Source organism: Niastella vici (assembly GCF_002077945.1).
In the GTDB taxonomy this organism is placed as follows: domain Bacteria; phylum Bacteroidota; class Bacteroidia; order Chitinophagales; family Chitinophagaceae; genus Niastella; species Niastella vici.
In genome coordinates, this window is the sequence record NZ_LVYD01000064.1 from 49,478 (window position 1) to 68,479 (window position 19,002).

Genomic DNA, 19,002 nt, shown 5'->3' on the forward strand with positions numbered 1-19,002 from the left:
CCTAACGGGCCGTTCTTTTTTTAGCTTTATCTTACTATTTCTTTTTGCACAGGAACAAACTCATTGCCATTAGGCAAACGAACTCTTTCCACAACAAAAATATAGTTGAAATGCCTGAACGGAACCCACAGGTCTTCATAACCAGGATCGGGGTTATAACTGCGAAGGCAAAGGAGGGGAGAAGCGGAACCGGTTGCTGCGTTATCAGCTGTTTTGATAGCACAGGCGCTTTTCAGTAAACAGAATTGTTCGCCTGTATAATCAATTATAAAAACAGCCGGCCGGTGCAGGGGAACATCCTGAATGCTGTTTATTGTCAACAACCGGCCCAGCACCAGGCTGCCCGCAGGGATCGATTGGGCAGTTCCATCATTCATGCTATTACCCTGGTTGGGGAACCAGTAATATTGTTCACCAGGTATTTTATCTTCTGCGTCAATGTATGACCTGGGCTTACCCAAAACGGCTTCCAGGTCTTTCAATCCTTTTTGATTAGGGCTTTCCATACGCACCTGTTTGAGATATAAAGGTACGACTGGCGTATTTAAAATAGCGTTGAACCGGTGAGCTTAAAAATCATAAAATATATAACAACCAATAAAGCCAGTAAATTTATCCATCTGATCCTTTTTGTTCTGTAATCGACGTTTTTACTTTTCTGTATTCTGATAAAATTAAAAATGGAAAGACCTATACAAAGAATTCCGGCTACGGCAACAATGATCTTGTTATCGAAATTGAACACACATAACATTAACACCAGGGCGGCCAGGTTTAACAGGGCCTGCGCTCTTAATTGATTGGCTGCTTTGCCCTTTGTGGCTATCGGTTTTATTTGGTCCAGTACCACTTCCAATTGCTCCCGGTTTTCAATTTGTTTAGGGACCATGATTAGGTCATTGGCCCTGGCGCCTTTGATGATGTAGCTGCCGTTCTTGTGCCGGATTATTTCCTGCACCTCGCTTAAATAAATGGAAACAGTAGGCGTATTCAGTTGTTCGCGGGAGATCAGCTTATCCGTGATCAACAATTCATAACTGTCAAACATTTTTTTTACCCTTGCCAGTGAACGGTATACCCCAAACGCGATGACCGCAATAAAAACCAGCACAGGGATCAACATTGTCAAATAGAATGATGCCGGTAGGCTAACGGTGTTCCTGCTGCTGATATTTAACCAGCTGGATATATTTGCCACAAAAAAAACTATCAATGCAGCCGGAAGACTCAGGAGCAGTATTTTCTTTCTGACCTGCTTATACCCATCGGGGCTTATTTTAAATGAATGCATAATACAGTTGGGTTTTTGGTAAGGACGAATATAATTGATATTTATAAAATATTATAATTCAGGGAAAATGAAAAGCCGGGACCGCTAAACAGGTTCCTATGAAACTGCTTATATATAACTGCAATGTATCTACATGAAAAAATAGTACATCAACACAATAAGATATTCCATTTTTATGGTACTATTATTGTTCTAATCCACACTCAATTGCACAGATATGGTTAAAAAGGCGCTGATCATGGCTTTCCTGATGGCAAACTCCTGTTGGCTGGTTTTCGCACAAAACAATTCACTGGCGCAAAGTATGAAGCGCGGACAGGAAGTGTTCAATGCCACCTGTATTGTATGTCATAAAGAAAACGGGCAGGGACAGCCGGGCGTTTACCCGCCATTGGCTAATTCCGATTTTTTACTCAAAGACAGCAAGCGCGCTATTGGTATTGTACTAAACGGGTTGAATGGAGAAATAACCGTGAATGGAAAAATATATAATCTCGATATGCCTGCACAAAAACAACTCACCGATCAACAGGTAACCGATGTGTTGAATTTTGTACGAAATAGTTGGGGAAATAAAAGCAAACCAGTGAATGTGAAACAGGTTATAGCTGCCAGGAAATAAGGGATTTTTATTATCCCCGTTCCAGTCTGAACTGAATAACGACCTGTACTTTTGATTTCACCTTTTTACCATCCTTTTCAGCCGGCAAAAATTCTGGTTGAAATAACTTAACAACCCGCAGTGCTTCTTCATCCAGGGCTGGAAAAATACTTTCCGGAATGGTGTAATCAATGGCATCCCCATTTTCATCTACCGTTACTTCTACAAATACTTTTCCCATTTTATTTTTATCAATTGCCTTCTGAGGATACCGCAGGGTTCTGTTGAGAAAAGATTGCCATTCATAGGTTGAACGAAGCCAAACCGGGTCGCGGTCTGCCTTGCCTATTTGCCATTCGCCATTTGATGACTGGTATGAATAATCAAACGCATTCTGGGGCTTGTTAACAAAGGAGTCTGTGTTGAAATCATATTGCCAGTCAGGTGTTCCGTCGTTTTTATAAAATATCCAGGCACCTGTTTTTTTATTTTCAGCATACATTTTACTCGATAGAACCAACCCTTTTGTACTGAACCGTTGCCAAACACTGTCTTTTTTGCCCAACTTATAAAAACCACTGGTAGCTAAATTATAATTAAAGTAATACTTATAGGGCCCGTGTTTTATAGTAGGGTTATCAATTAAAGCATCGTATTTCAAATTTACTATACCATAATATCTATCACCTGATTCGTCATTAACTTCTTTAGTTTCCTGTGCCAGGGACTTAATGGCAATAAACAGCAATATTAGCAATGGTGTAAGGGACAATTTCATGAAAAAGGTTTTGGTGGGCGCAATATAATAAAAAAGCCCACCAACTTACATAGCCCCCACACTAAATTTCGTTCATGTTAAAGGGTAACTTTCTAATACGTTTGCCCGTAAGATCAAAGATCGCATTGCACAAGGCCGGGGCAAAAGGCGGTAAGCCCGGTTCGCCCACACCACCGGGTTTTTCCTCATTCTCCATAATGTACACTTCAATCTCCGGCACATCGTTTATGCGTGGCATCTGGTATTGATGGAAGTTTGTTTCAACAGCCTTGCCATCGGTAAAATGTGTTTCATGAATGGTTGCGGCGCCCAGTGCCATCACAATGCTTCCTTCCACCTGCGCTTTAATGATATCGGGGTTCACATACCAGCCGCAATCCATCACGGCTACAATCCGGTCAATTGTCAACCTGCCTGCTGCATTGCGCGATACTTTCACCGCTTCACCCACCACGCTTTTAAAACATTCGGTAATGGCAACGCCCCAGCCACTGCTTTTGCCGCGCGATTTCCAACCCGTTTTTTCTTCCAGCATATCGATCAACGCCCCATAGCGTTCTTCGCGCAAATGCTGCCGGCGAAAATCGAGGGGGTCTTTTTCTGCAGCCACCGCCAGCTCATCCATAAAACTTTCGTAAGCAAAACCATTGGTCGATGAATATACCGACCGCCACCACATTACCGGCACCGGCGATTCAGTGGGCACGTCGCAAAAACTGTAATGATCGATGCCATTTATAAAAGCTTCTGCCAGGCCTTCGGTGGTGCTGTTGTTAAAGCTGGTTTTATCGGCATGTGGCCATTGATGGTCCATATTCTGCGCCGCCATCTTGGTTTGGTAAGCGGTAATGCGGCCATTGTTCAAACCGGCTTTGCATTCATATACGGCGCCGGGGCGAAAAGGCCCCTGGGTCATATCGTCTTCGCGCGTCCACACCACCTGCACGGGGGCTTTTATTTCCTTTGAAATGAGCGCTGCTTCTGCGGTATAATCGGTAAATGCTTTCCTCCCAAAACCACCGCCTAAAAAAGTCATGTGTACAGTTATGTTGTCTATGGGCATATTCAGGCGGTCGGCCAGGTCGCGTTGTATCCAGTCGGGCCCTTGTATGGGTCCCCAGATCTCGCATTTGTCGTTTTGTACATAAGCGGTGCAATTCAACGGTTCCATACAGGCATGCGCTTCATAGGGCGTTTCATAAACGGCTTCCAGCTTTTTGGCGGCTTTTCCATACGCTGCTTCAAAATTGCCGCCGGTGCGTTGCGACAGGCCGGGTTTTTTCAGGTCTTCTTTCATGCGGTTGTACAAGCCGGTTGTATCCAGGTGTTCGAACCCGCTTGTATCCCATTCTACTTTTAAGGCTTTGCGGGCCTGCATGGCGGCCCAGGTGTTATCGGCAATAATGGCTATACCTTCCCTTGTGGTGTCGAACACCGGCATTTGTACCTTAATGACGTATTTTACGCCGGGCATGGCTTTCACGGCGCTGTCGTCATAACTTTTTATTTTTCCCAAAAAGTGCGGACTGCGTTCAACTACGGCATACAACAGACCGGGCAATTTTTTATCAATCCCAAATTCGGCTTTGCCATTCACTTTAAGCGGCGTATCCTGCCGCGGTAATGGCTGGCCAATGATGGTGTAATCTTTTCTTTCCTTGAGGGGTACATTTTTGGGTGGCGTTATCTTTGACGCTTCTTCTACCAGTTCGCCATAACCGAGCTTTTTGCTGCTGGGCCGGTGAATGACTTCACCGTTCTTTGCGTAACATTCAGTGGCTGGCACATTCCATTTTTTAGCGGCGGCTTCCACCAACATTTCGCGGGCGGTAGCGCCGGTTCTCAACAAATGCTTATAAGCGCCGCGAACGGTGGAACTGCCGCCCGTGATCTGGCTGCCATATTTATTCTGATGACCCGGTGCAAAAGAGATCGACACCTGGTCGAGCGATACTTCCAGTTCTTCGGCAATCATTTGCGGAACTGCCTGAAAAGAACCCTGGCCCATTTCAGAACGGTGGTTTAAAATGGAAACCTTCCCGGTTTTGTCGATAGAAATAAATGCATTCAGGGCAATGCCGAGCGTATCGGCCGTTTCAGCAGTAACAATAGCAACACCTTCTTCGGCCAGTGCCGGAAAATAAAATCCTATAGTGAGCGCAGCGCCGGTAAAACCTGATAATTTCAAAAAGGCGCGGCGGTTAATGGAGTTAGCGGTTGGCATAATACAGTAATTATTGGGTTAAAAACTTTTTGCCGGCGGCTGTTTCATCATGGCCGCTGCCTTGTGAATGGCTTTACGAATGCGGGGATAGGTGCCGCACCGGCAAATATTTCCCTGCATAGCCATATCGATATCCCGGTCGGTAGGGTTGGCATTGCGTTTCAGCAAAGCCACGGCCGACATAATTTGTCCGGTTTGGCAATAACCGCATTGCGGAACCTGTTCGGCGATCCAGGCCTGTTGCACAACATGTGAATTATCTGAACTTATTCCTTCAATAGTGGTTATTTTTTGATTGCCTACGGCCGATATGGGCATTGAACAGGACCTGATGGCATTGCCATTCAAATGCACGGTGCAGGCGCCGCATTGCGCCATACCACAGCCATATTTTGTACCGGTAAGGTTCAGCAGGTCGCGCAACACCCACAGCAGGGGCATTTTGGGATCAGCTTCTACGGCATAGCTGCCGCCGTTGATACTGAGTTTGTACGAAGCCATAAACAGGTTGTTTTATGTACAGAAAGGTACGATGGGGAAGGGGCGGGTTCCCAATTTATTATACTAATGGTAAGTGGAATTTGCCCAACGCCGTTGGTCGAATTTGTTTCAAATTATGTGTCGCAACTGTTGTAACTTTAAATTCAGGAGTTATGTATTTAAATATATAACGCTCCTGAAAACAAATAAAAGCGACAAATGAAAGAAATACAGGCCATTATACAGGCCTTTGAGGCGGCAGATAAGCAGGGAAGGCAAACGGCGCTGGCCACCGTGGTGCATGTACAGGGATCATCGTACCGCCGGCCGGGCGCCCGCATGTTAATTACCCAGGACGGACAGTTGACCGGCGCCATCAGCGGTGGCTGCCTCGAAGGCGATGCCCTGCGCAAGGCCCTGCTGGTGATGGAACGGCAGCAACCCATGCTGGTCACCTACGACACTACTGATGAGGACGACGCCAAACTTGGCGTTGGGCTGGGCTGCGAAGGCATTATTCATATTGTAATTGAACCAATATTACCCGGCCAACCTGATAATCCCATTCAATTATTAAAGAGCATCAGCGCGCAACGGCAGCATGCAGTGCTGGTGATGCTGTTTTCGTTGAACGATCGGCGCGAGGTGCAGCCCGGCACCTGTTTATTGCAATTGCCGGGGCAAACCATTACGGCCCGTGTGGGAAATGAGGCGCTGCAACAGGCGATCACCACCGACGCCAAAACCGCCTTTATTAACCAGGTGTCGGCAACAAAAACTTATTTGGCTGAAGGAAAACAATTCACTGCATTTATTGAATTAATAAAACCAGCTGTATCTGTGGTGATCATCGGGGCGGGCAATGATGCCATGCCGGTGGCGCAAATGGCAAATTTGCTCGGCTGGCAGGTAACCGTAGCCGATGGCCGGCCGGCTTATGCAACAGCAGCCCGGTTCCCCACGGCCAACCAGGTACTGGTAACCAAACCCGATCAGGTGATTGGACAGGTGGCTATTGACGCGCAAACGGTTTTTGTGCTCATGACCCATAACTATAATTATGATCTGAAAGTGTTGCGGCAGTTGCTTGGCCAACGCGTTACCTACATCGGTATGCTGGGGCCGCGCAAAAAACTGGTGCGCATGCTCGATGAATTAAAAGCAGAAGGCATTGAGCCTACGGCAGAACAGCTTGCCTCCGTATATGGACCAGTGGGTTTGAATCTTGGCGCAGAGAATGCCGAAGAGATCGCGTTATCAATTGTTGCCGAAATAAAAGCCATTATTGCGGGCAGGTCCGGAGAGTCGTTGCGCAATAGCGTTGATACTATTCATCCGCGGGTAGAGAAGGAGATTGAGGAGGTGAAGGTAGGTTCATAGATTATTCGGTGCGCCTGGCGGGTTTGAGCGGCTGTATTTCGGTTTTATATGATTGCATGGCGGGTTTTACTCTCTGCAATTCGTTTTTATAAGTTTGCACCGCGAGTTTGGTTCTTTGCAAACCAGTCTCTTCCGTTGACATTGTGAGTTTGAGTCTCTGCAAGCCGGTTTATGCCTTTTGCATTTTGGTTAAAGCTACACCCATGCCGTTTAAAGGGTTTTATATTCTTGTTTATGAGGTACGCATTTCTGTATAAGTAATTTGCATTACTGTTTAAGTAATTCGCATTACGGTTTAAGCTGTTTGCATGCTTGTTTTCCTTGTCAGCATGCATGTTTTAATAAAAAAAAGCAATGTTTTTACTGAAAACCGGAATGTTGACGGAGCAAAATGATAAATTGGTAGCCAAAACTGCTAAGCTGACAAATCAAGACGACAAACCGGTGGCTAAAATTGCTAATCTGATTGACCAAAAAGACAAACCGGTAATCAAAACCGCTAAGTTGATTTTCGAAAACGCCAAACAGGTTATTGAAATTCGAAAATGTATGACACAATTCAGCAAACCGGATATCAAACTCGCCAAACTGATTATTAAAGTTGAAAAATCGATCTGAAAAGCTGATTTAATGAATATCAAAAGCCATAGCCATGACAATCTACCACACCGACATAATAATCCTCGCCGCAGGCGCATCCACCCGACTGGGCCGGCCTAAACAATTATTGCCCTGGCAGGGTAAAACGCTGTTACAACATGCTGTTCAATGTGCACTCACCATTACAACACAACCGGTGGTGGTTATGGGGTCCAATGCCGATCAGCTGGCGGCGGGTTTGAACCATAGCCAGGTGCAAATTGTATTTAACCCCGAATGGGAGCAGGGTATTGCCTCTTCCATCCGCTACGGGCTGCAGGCCCTGCTGAACCGCACCCCGGCGCCCGACCAGGTGATCTTTATGGTTTGCGACCAGCCCTTTGTAACAGCCGGATTGTTGCTGGAACTGGTAAACGAACGGCAAAATACCCGCAAACCCATCGTAGCCAGCGCTTATGGTGGAACCTTGGGAATTCCCGCCCTTTTTGAAAAGTCACTGTTTCCGCAACTGCTTGATTTGCAGGGCGACACAGGGGCCCGAAAGCTTATTCAGCAACATACGGATGAGGTGGCGGCTGTTCCCTTTCCCAAAGGTGAGTTTGATATTGATACAGTGGTGGAGTATGAGGAACTGGTTAACAGCACGGGAAAAAGTTGACAGATAAACTTATCACCCCCCTCAGTTGGTAAAGACTATCAACTTCCACCATTTTAAAGTAATTTTACCCCTACAACTTATAGCAGGAAATGATAATTGATCAGTTTAACAGGGTGCACGATTATTTGAGGATCTCATTGACCGACAATTGTAATTTTCGTTGCTTTTATTGTATGCCCGAAGAGGAATACGAATTCACGCCCGCATCAAAACTGATGCAGGCCGGTGAAATAGAAGCGATCGCGAAAACCTTTGTTGACCTGGGTGTAAAAAAGATCCGGCTTACCGGTGGCGAACCGCTGGTACGGAAAGATGCCGCCGAAATTATACTGGCCCTGTCGAAACTGCCGGTTACGCTAACGCTGACCACCAATGGCGCCCGCCTGCATGAATTTCTACCCACTTTAAAACAGGCCGGTATCACTTCGCTCAATGTAAGTTTGGATACCCTGCAGGCCGACAAATTTCAACTCATCACCCGCCGCGATCAGTTTCAACGGGTTTATGATAATATACACCTCCTCCTTGAAAACGACATTCGCGCCAAAGTGAATGTGGTGGTGATGAAAGATTTCAATGACCATGAGTTAAAGGATTTTGTTGCCTGGACAAAAAACACCCCGGTGCATGTGCGCTTTATTGAGTTCATGCCATTTCAGGGCAACCGATGGACGAGCAACAAAGTGATTACCTGGCAACAGATCTTGCAGGAAATTGAAACGGAGTATTCATTCCTTCCCCTGAAAGGCGAAGCGAACGATACCGCAAAAAAATATATAGTGCCGGGCCATGCCGGAACCTTTGCCATTATCAGCACCATGAGCGCGCCGTTTTGCAGCACCTGCAACCGCATGCGCCTGACCGCAGATGGCAAAATGAAGAATTGCCTTTTTGGAAAAGACGAAACCGATCTGCTCGCCACGCTGCGCAATGGCGGCGATATTATTCCTTTGATCCGCCAGAGTATTCATGCCAAGGCTAAAGAACTGGGCGGACAATTCAATACCGATTTTGAACACCTGGAAGCAATTGCTATCCAGAACCGCAGTATGATCACCATCGGCGGTTAATACCTTCAACATGATCTCTGTAACTGAAGCTAAGAATATGATCCGCGCCAATGCCACTGCATTGACGCCCGCCATCGTTCCATTGGAACAAGCCGTAGGCCGTGTGCTCGCGGCCGACGTATTTGCCCAAACAGATATCCCCGCATTCGATCAGTCGGCTATGGACGGTTATGCTTTATCGTTTGCCGGCTTTCAATTACACAATACCTTAACGATACATGGCGAAGTGCCCGCCGGTGCGCCTGAACAATTTACGTTGCAGGCCAACCAGTCCATGCGCATTTTTACCGGGGCGCCAGTACCTGCCGGCGCCAATACGGTGGTGATGCAGGAAAAAGTGGAAGTCATAGATGGTAAACTCATCATTAAGGATGAACAGCTGCGGGCTGGTTTAAATGTACGGCCCAAAGGTTCTGAAATAAAGACCGGTGAGCTGGCCTTAACGAAGGGACAGCCACTAACGCCGGCGGCTGTGGGCTTTTTGGCCACCACCGGTGTGTCGGAAGTGCCGGTTTATCCTGCTCCCGTAATGAGTATTATTGTTACCGGCAATGAGCTGCAGCAACCGGGCAGGGAATTGAGGTACGGGCAGGTATATGAGTGCAACAGCTATCAGTTGCGGGCGGCGCTGCAATTATTGCAGATAGAAGAAGTGCCGGTGTTTGAAGCAAAAGACGATCCCCACACCCTGAAGGGAATTTTACAAAATGCATTAGACGATAGTGATGTGGTTTTATTAACAGGCGGTGTAAGCGCGGGCAATTATGATTTTGTGCCCGAAGCGGCCGCAGCCTGTGGCGTAACCACCTTGTTCCATAAATTAAAGCAACGCCCCGGCAAGCCATTGTATGTAGGGCAGAAAGGAGATAAATGGGTGTTTGGTTTACCGGGCAATCCATCTTCAGTGCTCACCTGTTTTTATGAATATGTGATAACGGCTTTGGAACAGCTGATGCAGTTAAAGCCAGTGCTGAAAACGATAAAAGCGCCATTGGCGAAAGCGTATTCAAAAACGGCGGTGCTCACTTTTTTCCTGAAAGGATATTACGACGGGCAAACCGTGGTGCCGCTCGATTCGCAGGAATCGTACCGGCTCAGGTCCTTTGCCATGGCCAATTGCCTGTTGTGTTTGCCTGAAGAGAAAATGGAGTTTGCAGCAGGAGAGGAGGTAGAGGTGCATTTGATACCCTGATTGCTGATTTTGGGATTTAGAAGTGATCGGGTGGCTTGCATTTAATGAAATCTCAAAATCCCGAAATCCCGAAATCCCGAAATCTCAAAATCCCGAAATCCCTAAATCAGAAATAGATGGACCACCGTAACCCGACAGGTTCACCTGTAAAGAATTAAGTATTTTTGTAGAATTGAGTTAAATAAATGATTATGCCGGTACAGGTAATTGTGTTTGGACAGCTAACAGATATAATGGGCAACAATCCTGTTATGGTTGAGCATGCGGCTGATACCAGCGAATTGATCGAGCAATTGAATCAACGCTATCCCGCGCTGGTGAATAAGCCGTACATTATTGCTGTTGATAAGCAAATAGTGACCGGGCATACAGCTTTATCCGGGAACAATACCGTGGCATTGTTGCCGCCGTTTGCCGGTGGATAGCAAGCCCCCGAATGTCCTGAGCGAAGTCGAAGGAGCGAAGGGACGCGTGTTGAGCGAAGTCGAAACGCCATCATCACCAAAAACGACATCATGATCACAGAACGCAAGCCAAAGAACATTTTTACGCAGGGGCCAATAGCAGCCACCTTTATTGCCGATAGCATTCAAAAGCATGCGACAAAAACGAATATTGGCGGTCACAGCATTTTTTTAGGGCAGGTGCGTGCCGATGACATCAATGGCAATAAAGTAGCGGCAATAGAATATACCGCCTATGAAGAAATGGCGCTTGAAAAAATGCACCAGATCCGCGAAGATATTTTTGCCAAATATCCGTTGGTATGTATGCACGTACATCATAGCCTGGGTAAAATTGCGGCCGGCGAAGTATGCCTGTTTGTGTTTACCTCGAGTGCCCACCGCAAGGCAGCCATTGACGCCTGTACCGAAATAGTAGAAAGACTAAAGGCGGAACTGCCGATCTGGGGGAAGGAGGTATTTGAAGATGAAAGCTATCAATGGAAAGAGAATAAATAATATTGAAGCGAGTGGTAAAATTCGCGAACCCATTGACCATTCACCATTTAATCACGAATGATAAACATTACCCACAAAGGAACCACCTTACGCCAGGCCATCGCCACTGCCATTGTTAAAGTATCAAAACAGGAAACCATCGATGCCATACAGCAACGCAAGGTACCTAAGGGCGATGTGTTTGAGTTCAGCCGCGCAGCAGGCTTGCTGGCCATCAAAAAAACAAGTGATGTTATTCCCGATTGTCATCCTTTGCCCGTTGAATTTGCTGCCATTACGCACGCCATCGAAGGATTGAACATTATTGTAACGGTTGAAGTGCATACTATTTATAAAACCGGGGTAGAAGTGGAGGCCATGCATGGCGCATCTGTAACGGCCCTTACCATGTACGATATGCTGAAACCCATCGATAAAGCGATTGAGATCAGCACCATTAAGCTCGAAAATAAAAAGGGCGGCAAATCCGATTTCAAAGACCAGTTTAAAAAAAGCCTGCGTTGCGCCGTAATTGTGTGCAGCGACAGCATTGCTGCCGGCGATAAAGAAGACCGGGCCGGCAAAGTGATCCTCGAAAAGCTGAAACAAAATACCCTTACTACCAGTTTGTACAAGGTGATCCCCGATGAAGTGGATGCCATTCAATCAACCATAAAACAACTGGTGGGCGAACAATACAACCTCGTTTTATTTACCGGCGGTACGGGCCTGTCACCACGCGATGTTACACCCGAAGCCATTGAGCCACTGCTCGACCGCACCATTCCCGGTATTATGGAAGCTGCCCGCCAGTATGGGCAACAACGTACGCCCTACGCCATGTTGTCACGCGGGGTGGCCGGCTTTATTCAAAATACCCTGGTGCTTACGCTGCCCGGTTCTACCAAAGGCGCTGAGGAAACCATGGACGCCCTCTTCCCTTATATTTTACACATCTTCAGAGTTGCTGAAGGAATGCGGCACGATTAGAAGAGAAGCAAGAGGTAAGAAGTAGGAAGTAAGAAAAGTCTTAAATTCCAGTCTTCTCAGAGTCTTCAGCTTCCGGCTTCGTCTTACTTCATACTTCCTACTTCGGCTTTATTGTAGAAAAAAGGCCACAATTCCACCTCATAGGTAATATTCGTAACGATTGATCCTTGCGTAAGGTTGGTATAGTATTTTGATATTTAATGCTGTTCTTCAATACTATCCACTTTAAAAATTATACCTTATGCACAGTAACCGCGACAAATTAATGAGCGCAGCCAGTGGTCAGCGCCTGGCTTCTGTAGTTGGGGGAATCCTGTTGATCGGCAGTGCATTCAACAGAAATTCTTCCCGGCGTTTTTTAAAAGCAACCGTTGGCTGTTACCTTGCCTATAAAGGAATTGCCGGTAAACGGTCGTTCAGCGAAGTATACCATTCCATCGAAAAAGTAGCCCATGGCCGCTCCCTCAATATCAGGGTGTCGATGGTCATCAATAAACCGCGCGAAGAAGTATATGCCATGTGGCGGAACCTCAGCAACCTGCCGCTGTTCATGAAACATTTGAAACAGGTAGAAGAACAGGATGAATTGTTCTCGAACTGGGTGATGGAGATCCCCGGAAAGTTCGGCACGCTGCAATGGCATGCAGAGATCGTAAAAGAAAGATATGGTGAAATGATCGCATGGCAAAGCCTGCCCGGCTCATCGATCGACAATGCCGGTAAGGTAGGATTTCGTGATTCATTGGGCGGACAGGGAACTACTGTTGATGTAATACTCACTTATCATGCCCCGTTAGGAAAAGCGGGTGAACAGATAGCCCGGTTATTTACACCGGTTTTCAAAAGAATGATCGAAGAAGAGATCAGGGATTTCAAGGATTTTGTAGAAACACATCAAACAGTATTAATTCCCAGATAAATGATTTTCGATTTTGAGATTTAGGGATTTTGAGATTAATTATTGCGAAATCCCTAAATCCCGAAATCTCTAAATCCCGAAATCAGAAATTTCCTAATTGGGAATATATTCTTTCAGGTGCACTTCTTCTTCAAAGAAAGAAGTCAGGATCAGGATATCTTCAGCACCGCATAATTTCATTCGGTTGGCATCGAACACCGGGGCTACCACAACAGGTGGCATTGCCACGGGTAACAGGCTATGCAGGTTTTCTAATAATTTTTTCTCACTAAGCGCATGGGTAGTGGCTGGCTGCGCAGGTTGCGGCCAAATAGTTGAATATACTTCTTCTTCATATGTTTTGCCACTCAGGAAAAGTATAGGCACCAGCTTGTTCACCTGTCTTATCTTGCGCGCCAATAACAAATTGGTGTGTGCCGACTGCGCATTATCAAGCAAAACCAGGTCGGGGTTTTTATCGGCGTAATATTGCCACGCCTCTGAAGTATCCATACAATACCAAACACGATAGCCAGCTTGTTGCAAAACCCTTTTTACAAAAAGGCCCAATACCAGATTATCCTCAGCAAGTAATATAGTCACAGGTTTCATAAAAATGTATTAATGACATTTTCGTTGAATAATTGTGTTTACTAACAATTATTTTAGCTACAGGTTCCCTGTTATAGAGGGAAACCTGTAGCTATGCTTTTTATTTAACATTACTATAAGAAAGATCCTTGAAAAAGGTGACCAGTCCTTCCATGTTTACCTGCAGCACGATCTTTTTATTATTGTTCGATAATTCTACAAAATAATTGTCTTCATCTTCAAAATGATTACCATATAACATCATGTCTGTGTCATTGTATTCATTGTCATCGAACAAAATAACCTGTTGGGTAGTGTAGTCCTTATAATGTTTTTCAATATATTTTCTGGCTATCTCCGGCATATCGAAATAGCTTACTTCCGAAGTGGTGCCTACAAGCTCATTATTATAATCATAAAATGCTTTCATCTCTTTTCCGTTCAGGGTAAACAGGGCTTCTTCAAATCCGTTTATCTTCCAGCTTACATTGGTGGCTCCGGGGAAATCGGTCAAAAAATGTTGTTCGGTTGTATAGTTAGGTTCGGTAACAGCTTTCTCTTTTCGTATAGTCCGGTTCTCTTCTTTTTGCGCTTTGCTGAGCTTGTGTGAGGTAACATGGTTGATGTCATTATATGCCAGTTCATCCTGTGCAAATGAGTTTGCAGCGGTGAATAACAGCAAACTGCCGATGATAATTATATTTTTCATAAAAATATTTTTTGCGTTAATGTTGCTTATAACATCGATATGACGGCAGAAAAATGCGGTGATTGCTGTAGGATGTGGTGCTTAACAGGGGCTTAACCGACGTTAATGAGATAAAAAAAACGGTGTGCAACTTTCGTTACACACCGTTAAAAGTATAAACACACCCGATGGCACTATAAATGATCGAGGTGCGGCATCAAATGCTTCCGCATGGCATTGGGATATGCTTCCGCATTGTTGGCATATAATATTTTAACGAGGTCGGCATGCGTTACCGAACCAACCGAAGTATGATCGAGCTTTGATTCATATTCCACCACATATTCAAAAACGGGCATCAGAATGTCCTGGAAGCGGTGCAGGGTTTCATTACCGGCCATTTCATATAACATGGAATGGAAATCAACCTCGCAACGGATGCGTTCAATTTGCGTGGTGGCTTTTTGTTCGCGCTCAACGATGGCATCGAGTTTCTTTAGTTGCTCTTCTGTTTTACGGCGGAAGAGCAGATCGCCCAAACCAACTTCAAGCACCAAACGCAGCTCAAACAATTGTTTGCGCACGCTTTCATCGAGGATGGTAGGGTGAATGATGAGCTCCAGACCTTTCATCACATCGGGCTGGGTGAGTATCATACCCCGTTTCTTGCGGCTCTCGATCATGCCCAGCATGCGTAGCCGGCTCAGGGCCTCCCGCACCACATTCCTGCTTACGCCAAGTGCCTGGGCAATCTCGGTTTCTTTTGGAATGGGGTCACCCGGTTTAATAGAGCGTTTAATAATGTACTCGCGCAGATGGTTTTCCACCTGATCGGCCATAGTGGTATAGGCGATAGGCTTCAGTTTAAAAAGGTCTTTTTCAATGCTCATAATTTCAAAAATAATAAAAAATTACCTGAATATGTAATACTTAATGCAGCTGCTGTTTTAAGGTCAGTAACACAGTTATACACACTTACACAATCGATTGCGTAAATCATGGCGACACAGGCCCTCTCAGGGTTTACCTGTATTACTGAAAGCTATACTGTTTTAGGGTAAATCCGATTACTTAAGGTATTGAAATTGTGCACGCTGTACTTGAATCTCATAGGAATTAGCCTTCCTTTCCCGGGTGACCTCTACAAGCGGAGAACAGAATACAAAGTTATCATGGCCAAATTGTCAGGCAAAAATATTTGGATTAAATCTGGCAAGTTCTATATTTGCTATATGTAGTACATAACTACGTATTGCAAAACTAACGATAAGCCATTATGAAAAAGATTCTTACCGCGTTCCTCGTTGGCTGCTGGTTACTGATTAGTGCAATTGGCTTTGGCCAAACCAATCCGGTCGTTTCAGGTACAGTTACCAACTCGGCCACCGCCTCCGAAAAGCTTCCAAATGTTACAGTTACAGTAAAAGGTACCAACCATGCTGCTACCACCAATAGCAGCGGTGCGTACACCATTAGGGTGAACTCGCTAAAAGATACCCTGGTTTTCTCCTACATCGGTACCCAGCCCAAAGAAGTGGCAATAAACGGGCAAAATGTAATCAATGTATCGCTTAATGCCGAAGCCACTGCCCTTTCCGATGTGGTGGTGGTGGGCTATATGACCCAAACAAGGAACAAAACAGCGGCTGCCGTATCAAAACTGGCGGCCGAAGAAATGGTTAATACCCCAAACCCGAACCCGGTGCAGGCCTTACAGGGAAAACTGGCCGGGGTTTCGGTTCCCATTGTGAACGGACAGCCGGGTTCAGGGGCCAATAATATCCTCATCCGTGGCGGCACCAAGCTCAATAGCTATGGTACCGGTTTGGGAACCAAAAACGGAGACGCCAACAGCAATGTAGATGTCTCTGACCCGCTGGTGGTGATCGACGGGGTGTTCCGCTCCCTCAGCGATATCAATCCCGATGATATAGAAACCTTCCAGGTAATGAAAGACGCTGCTTCCACGGCAGCTTATGGCGCCCGTGGTGCCAATGGCGTAATTGTCATTAAAACCAGATCGGGCAAATTTGGCCAGAAGCCGGTGGTTACCTTCAACTATCGCCACAACTGGGAAACCATGATGCGCGATTACGATTACCTGAGCGCCAAAGATTACCTCACCCTGGCCCGCACCACCGTTCAAAATACAACCGATGCGCTGGCAAAGGACAACCTGTTGAACAAAGGCGGTTTTTCGGCCGGTACAACCGTGTTCACTACCAAAGGGCAATACAGCAATTCCATCAACTTAACGGCCTTATACGATAATATCGTTGCGGTGGAAGGACAGGATTATGTTGACAACCTGCTGTCAAAAGGCTGGCAGGTGATGGATGATCCCATTAACCCCGGCACCCGCCTGTTGTACGCCGACAATAATTACCAGGACCTGCTGTGGAATACAGGCCAAACCGATAACTATAATGCCAGTGTGAACGGCGGTGGCGAAAACGCCAATTATAATGTGTCGCTGGGCTACATAAACCAGGGTGGTATTTTTGTAGGCACCAACTACAAACGGTATAATGTTTTGGGCAATTTTGGTTTTAAGGTGTCAAAAAATTTCAAGCTCGATGCATCGGTGAATTACCAGAACGTTGTTCCCAATTATGTTGAGTCCTATACCAACGACATGGTACGCGCTACCCGCATTACCCCGTTGATCCGCATTTTCCGTGACGATGGTACCCCCACTTTTGGTGAAGTAACAAGCACCCGCAATCGTTTTCATACCCTCAAATACGACGATACCCGGGTGAACACCGAACGGGTTATCTCGCGCCTGGCCGGTGACCTTACCATTGCAAAAGGTTTGCACTTTCGGCCGGCAGTATCTTATGTGATGGAAGATTACCGGTATATGTTGTTCAGAAAAGCGTATCCCGGTTCAGTGCAATTATCAACCAGCCGGCAGAAGACTGAGAATACTTATAATATGCGCCAGTTGATGGTTGACCAGATCCTGCAGTACGATCATTCTTTCGGAGATCACAACCTGAGTGTACTGGCTGGTTTTAACTATTTCCGTTACCAAAAGAACAATGTAAAAGTAGGTTCGCAACGGGCCACCAACGATTATGTGTATACCATTGAAGAGCCTACCACTGCCAGTGTGAACGGCCAAACAGTTACCAACGTAACCGATTTAGGCACCACTTTGGAAGACAAACGATCTGCCAGCTACTTTGGTCAGTTCAATTATGACTACGATAACAGGTACCTGGTAGGCGGTTCTATAAGGTACGATGGCTTCTCTTATTTTGCACCGGGTAACAAGTATGCCATGTTCCCTGCCATCTCGGTAGGCTGGAATATCCACAACGAATCTTTCTGGTCAAGTAAATATATAAGTGCCCTGAAACTGCGCGCCAGCAGGGGCGGAGCCGGTATGAATGATATTGACCCCGGCGATACTTATGGCAGCTATACAGGTACCACCTATGCGCAAAACTCAGGCATTGTGCGCGATAAGCTCGCCAACCCTAACCTGGTATGGGAAACAACCCAAACAACCGATCTGGCCATTGATGCCGGGTTCCTGCAAAACCGCATTACATTAACCGTAGACTATTACAATAAGCTCACGAAGGACAGGCTGGCCTCCAAACCATTGCCGTTGGAAGGCCCCTTTGCCAGCATTACGTATAATAACGGAACATTACGGAACAGGGGTGTTGAAATTGAACTCTCTGCCACTGTTTTAAAATACAGGGAATTTACATGGAAAACCAATTTCTCCTTTGCATTGAACCGCACTGTAGTAGTTGAGCTGCCAAATAATGGCCGCAGCAAGAACCGCCAGTTTGGTGGTACCGTGTACGATCCTGCTTCGAAGAGTGAGGTTGAAGTAGGTGGGTTTGCCGAAGGTGAGCGGCCTTACAGTTTGTATGCATTCAAGGTAGATGGCATTTTTTCAACTGATGCAGAAGCGGCGGCCTGGGGTAAAAAAGACCTGATGGCTTCTCCTTCGGGTCAAACCGTAGGCAAACATGCCGGTGATTACATTTGGGCCGATCTCAACGGCGATAACATCATCGACAGCCGCGACATGGTATTTATGGGTTACCGTGCCCCCGACAAGATCGGCGGTATGCAAAACACATTCACCTATAAAAGCCTTACCCTGCGTTTTGCCATGGATTATGCTTTGGGGCATGTGATCAGCAACGGCGCATTGGCCCGTTCGTTAGGACAGGGCCGGGCCTTTAATGAAGGCGCCCCCGCCGAAGCCCTGGGCAACGACATCTGGAAACAACCCGGTGATGCAGGCAAGAAGTACGCGCGTTTCTCCTTTGCCGATTATGATTTCGGTCAGCGCAATTACATTCGTCAGGTTACTACGGTGGGAACCAACAGTTCTTATGGAGTTGATGTAAGTACTATGTTCGAAAAAGGCGATTTCCTGGCCTTCCGTGAAATATACCTGGGGTATGAATTACCAAAAGAGCTGGTGAAGAAAGCACGGATCGGCGGACTGAACGTTTTCGGCAGCATTTATAATATAGGTTACCTCACCAGATACAAAGGGGTGAATCCCGAAACTTACAGCGGGTTCGATGCCATTGGTTATCCGCGCCCCCGTCAGTTTTCGTTGGGCGCCACTGTGCGGTTCTAGTA

General features: G+C 46.2%; 19 protein-coding genes. 11 read left to right on the plus strand and 8 right to left on the minus strand.

Annotated elements, in window-relative coordinates; translation table 11 throughout:
- Positions 1-26: 26 nt before the first annotated feature.
- The gene (locus A3860_RS29030) at positions 27-506 is read right to left on the minus strand and encodes a hypothetical protein (RefSeq protein ID WP_081153349.1); all 480 of its coding nucleotides are present in this window, start codon (positions 504-506) and stop codon (positions 27-29) included.
- Between the two features lie 38 nt (positions 507-544).
- Positions 545-1,291: a hypothetical protein gene (locus A3860_RS29035; RefSeq protein WP_081153351.1), complete on the minus strand. Its 747-nt coding sequence runs from the start codon at positions 1,289-1,291 to the stop codon at positions 545-547.
- 217 nt (positions 1,292-1,508) lie between these two features.
- Here A3860_RS29035 and A3860_RS29040 point away from each other — a divergent pair, with 217 nt between their 5' ends.
- Complete coding sequence (locus A3860_RS29040) at positions 1,509-1,913, plus strand: c-type cytochrome (protein ID WP_143774315.1); 405 nt, start codon at positions 1,509-1,511, stop codon at positions 1,911-1,913.
- 10 nt (positions 1,914-1,923) lie between these two features.
- On the opposite strand, the gene A3860_RS29045 is transcribed toward A3860_RS29040, so the two are convergent.
- The 3 genes from A3860_RS29045 to A3860_RS29055 all read right to left on the minus strand — a co-directional run bounded on the left by A3860_RS29045 (position 1,924) and on the right by A3860_RS29055 (position 5,395).
- Positions 1,924-2,670 carry an energy transducer TonB gene (locus A3860_RS29045; RefSeq protein WP_081153353.1) on the minus strand — a complete coding sequence of 249 codons (747 nt, stop codon included), beginning with the start codon at positions 2,668-2,670 and terminating at the stop codon, positions 1,924-1,926.
- Between the two features lie 61 nt (positions 2,671-2,731).
- Positions 2,732-4,894 carry a xanthine dehydrogenase family protein molybdopterin-binding subunit gene (locus A3860_RS29050; protein ID WP_081153355.1) on the minus strand — a complete coding sequence of 721 codons (2,163 nt, stop codon included), beginning with the start codon at positions 4,892-4,894 and terminating at the stop codon, positions 2,732-2,734.
- 18 nt (positions 4,895-4,912) lie between these two features.
- Positions 4,913-5,395: a (2Fe-2S)-binding protein gene (locus A3860_RS29055; RefSeq protein ID WP_081153357.1), complete on the minus strand. Its 483-nt coding sequence runs from the start codon at positions 5,393-5,395 to the stop codon at positions 4,913-4,915.
- 198 nt (positions 5,396-5,593) lie between these two features.
- On the opposite strand from A3860_RS29055, the gene A3860_RS29060 reads away from it, so the two are divergent.
- The 9 genes from A3860_RS29060 (at position 5,594) to A3860_RS29100 (ending at position 13,124) form a co-directional block, all read left to right on the plus strand.
- Positions 5,594-6,754, plus strand: a complete 1,161-nt coding sequence (locus A3860_RS29060; protein WP_081153359.1) for an XdhC family protein — start codon at positions 5,594-5,596, stop codon at positions 6,752-6,754.
- Positions 6,755-7,108: 354 nt separating this feature from the next.
- Positions 7,109-7,372 carry a hypothetical protein gene (locus tag A3860_RS29065; protein ID WP_081153360.1) on the plus strand — a complete coding sequence of 88 codons (264 nt, stop codon included), beginning with the start codon at positions 7,109-7,111 and terminating at the stop codon, positions 7,370-7,372.
- A gap of 34 nt (positions 7,373-7,406) precedes the next feature.
- Complete coding sequence (locus A3860_RS29070; RefSeq protein WP_081153362.1) at positions 7,407-8,012, plus strand: nucleotidyltransferase family protein; 606 nt, start codon at positions 7,407-7,409, stop codon at positions 8,010-8,012.
- Positions 8,013-8,101: 89 nt separating this feature from the next.
- On the plus strand, positions 8,102-9,082 hold the full coding sequence (moaA, locus tag A3860_RS29075; protein WP_081153364.1) for a GTP 3',8-cyclase MoaA: 981 nt from the start codon (positions 8,102-8,104) through the stop codon (positions 9,080-9,082).
- Positions 9,083-9,092: 10 nt separating this feature from the next.
- A complete protein-coding gene (locus A3860_RS29080) occupies positions 9,093-10,274 on the plus strand; it encodes a molybdopterin molybdotransferase MoeA (RefSeq protein WP_081153366.1) in 1,182 nt (393 codons plus the stop codon).
- A gap of 191 nt (positions 10,275-10,465) precedes the next feature.
- Positions 10,466-10,699 (plus strand): MoaD/ThiS family protein, encoded by a 234-nt coding sequence (locus A3860_RS29085; RefSeq protein WP_081153368.1) that lies wholly within the window; start codon positions 10,466-10,468, stop codon positions 10,697-10,699.
- A gap of 90 nt (positions 10,700-10,789) precedes the next feature.
- A complete protein-coding gene (locus tag A3860_RS29090; protein ID WP_081153370.1) occupies positions 10,790-11,236 on the plus strand; it encodes a molybdenum cofactor biosynthesis protein MoaE in 447 nt (148 codons plus the stop codon).
- A gap of 57 nt (positions 11,237-11,293) precedes the next feature.
- On the plus strand, positions 11,294-12,205 hold the full coding sequence (moaCB, locus tag A3860_RS29095) for a bifunctional molybdenum cofactor biosynthesis protein MoaC/MoaB (RefSeq protein WP_081153372.1): 912 nt from the start codon (positions 11,294-11,296) through the stop codon (positions 12,203-12,205).
- A 241-nt stretch (positions 12,206-12,446) separates the two neighbouring features.
- On the plus strand, positions 12,447-13,124 hold the full coding sequence (locus A3860_RS29100) for an SRPBCC family protein (RefSeq protein ID WP_081153374.1): 678 nt from the start codon (positions 12,447-12,449) through the stop codon (positions 13,122-13,124).
- 93 nt (positions 13,125-13,217) lie between these two features.
- Here A3860_RS29100 and A3860_RS29105 read toward each other — a convergent pair whose 3' ends face one another.
- From A3860_RS29105 to A3860_RS29115, 3 genes are all read right to left on the minus strand, one after another.
- On the minus strand, positions 13,218-13,715 hold the full coding sequence (locus A3860_RS29105; protein ID WP_081153376.1) for a response regulator transcription factor: 498 nt from the start codon (positions 13,713-13,715) through the stop codon (positions 13,218-13,220).
- Between the two features lie 100 nt (positions 13,716-13,815).
- Positions 13,816-14,403 (minus strand): hypothetical protein, encoded by a 588-nt coding sequence (locus A3860_RS29110; RefSeq protein WP_081153378.1) that lies wholly within the window; start codon positions 14,401-14,403, stop codon positions 13,816-13,818.
- A 173-nt stretch (positions 14,404-14,576) separates the two neighbouring features.
- Positions 14,577-15,272 carry a FadR/GntR family transcriptional regulator gene (locus tag A3860_RS29115; RefSeq protein ID WP_081153380.1) on the minus strand — a complete coding sequence of 232 codons (696 nt, stop codon included), beginning with the start codon at positions 15,270-15,272 and terminating at the stop codon, positions 14,577-14,579.
- Between the two features lie 386 nt (positions 15,273-15,658).
- Here A3860_RS29115 and A3860_RS29120 point away from each other — a divergent pair, with 386 nt between their 5' ends.
- Positions 15,659-19,000 carry a SusC/RagA family TonB-linked outer membrane protein gene (locus A3860_RS29120; RefSeq protein ID WP_081153382.1) on the plus strand — a complete coding sequence of 1,114 codons (3,342 nt, stop codon included), beginning with the start codon at positions 15,659-15,661 and terminating at the stop codon, positions 18,998-19,000.
- Positions 19,001-19,002 lie beyond the last annotated feature (2 nt).

Excerpts from the sequence above, each read along its gene's own strand:
- A3860_RS29030 (WP_081153349.1), bottom strand. The coding sequence starts at position 506 with ATGGAAAGCCCTAATCAAAAAGGATTGAAAGACCTGGAAGCCGTTTTG.
- A3860_RS29035 (WP_081153351.1), bottom strand. The coding sequence starts at position 1,291 with ATGCATTCATTTAAAATAAGCCCCGATGGGTATAAGCAGGTCAGAAAG.
- A3860_RS29040 (WP_143774315.1), top strand. The coding sequence starts at position 1,509 with ATGGTTAAAAAGGCGCTGATCATGGCTTTCCTGATGGCAAACTCCTGT.
- A3860_RS29045 (WP_081153353.1), bottom strand. The coding sequence starts at position 2,670 with ATGAAATTGTCCCTTACACCATTGCTAATATTGCTGTTTATTGCCATT.
- A3860_RS29050 (WP_081153355.1), bottom strand. The coding sequence starts at position 4,894 with ATGCCAACCGCTAACTCCATTAACCGCCGCGCCTTTTTGAAATTATCA.
- A3860_RS29055 (WP_081153357.1), bottom strand. The coding sequence starts at position 5,395 with ATGGCTTCGTACAAACTCAGTATCAACGGCGGCAGCTATGCCGTAGAA.
- A3860_RS29060 (WP_081153359.1), top strand. The coding sequence starts at position 5,594 with ATGAAAGAAATACAGGCCATTATACAGGCCTTTGAGGCGGCAGATAAG.
- A3860_RS29065 (WP_081153360.1), top strand. The coding sequence starts at position 7,109 with ATGTTTTTACTGAAAACCGGAATGTTGACGGAGCAAAATGATAAATTG.
- A3860_RS29070 (WP_081153362.1), top strand. The coding sequence starts at position 7,407 with ATGACAATCTACCACACCGACATAATAATCCTCGCCGCAGGCGCATCC.
- moaA (WP_081153364.1), top strand. The coding sequence starts at position 8,102 with ATGATAATTGATCAGTTTAACAGGGTGCACGATTATTTGAGGATCTCA.
- A3860_RS29080 (WP_081153366.1), top strand. The coding sequence starts at position 9,093 with ATGATCTCTGTAACTGAAGCTAAGAATATGATCCGCGCCAATGCCACT.
- A3860_RS29085 (WP_081153368.1), top strand. The coding sequence starts at position 10,466 with ATGCCGGTACAGGTAATTGTGTTTGGACAGCTAACAGATATAATGGGC.
- A3860_RS29090 (WP_081153370.1), top strand. The coding sequence starts at position 10,790 with ATGATCACAGAACGCAAGCCAAAGAACATTTTTACGCAGGGGCCAATA.
- moaCB (WP_081153372.1), top strand. The coding sequence starts at position 11,294 with ATGATAAACATTACCCACAAAGGAACCACCTTACGCCAGGCCATCGCC.
- A3860_RS29100 (WP_081153374.1), top strand. The coding sequence starts at position 12,447 with ATGCACAGTAACCGCGACAAATTAATGAGCGCAGCCAGTGGTCAGCGC.
- A3860_RS29105 (WP_081153376.1), bottom strand. The coding sequence starts at position 13,715 with ATGAAACCTGTGACTATATTACTTGCTGAGGATAATCTGGTATTGGGC.
- A3860_RS29110 (WP_081153378.1), bottom strand. The coding sequence starts at position 14,403 with ATGAAAAATATAATTATCATCGGCAGTTTGCTGTTATTCACCGCTGCA.
- A3860_RS29115 (WP_081153380.1), bottom strand. The coding sequence starts at position 15,272 with ATGAGCATTGAAAAAGACCTTTTTAAACTGAAGCCTATCGCCTATACC.
- A3860_RS29120 (WP_081153382.1), top strand. The coding sequence starts at position 15,659 with ATGAAAAAGATTCTTACCGCGTTCCTCGTTGGCTGCTGGTTACTGATT.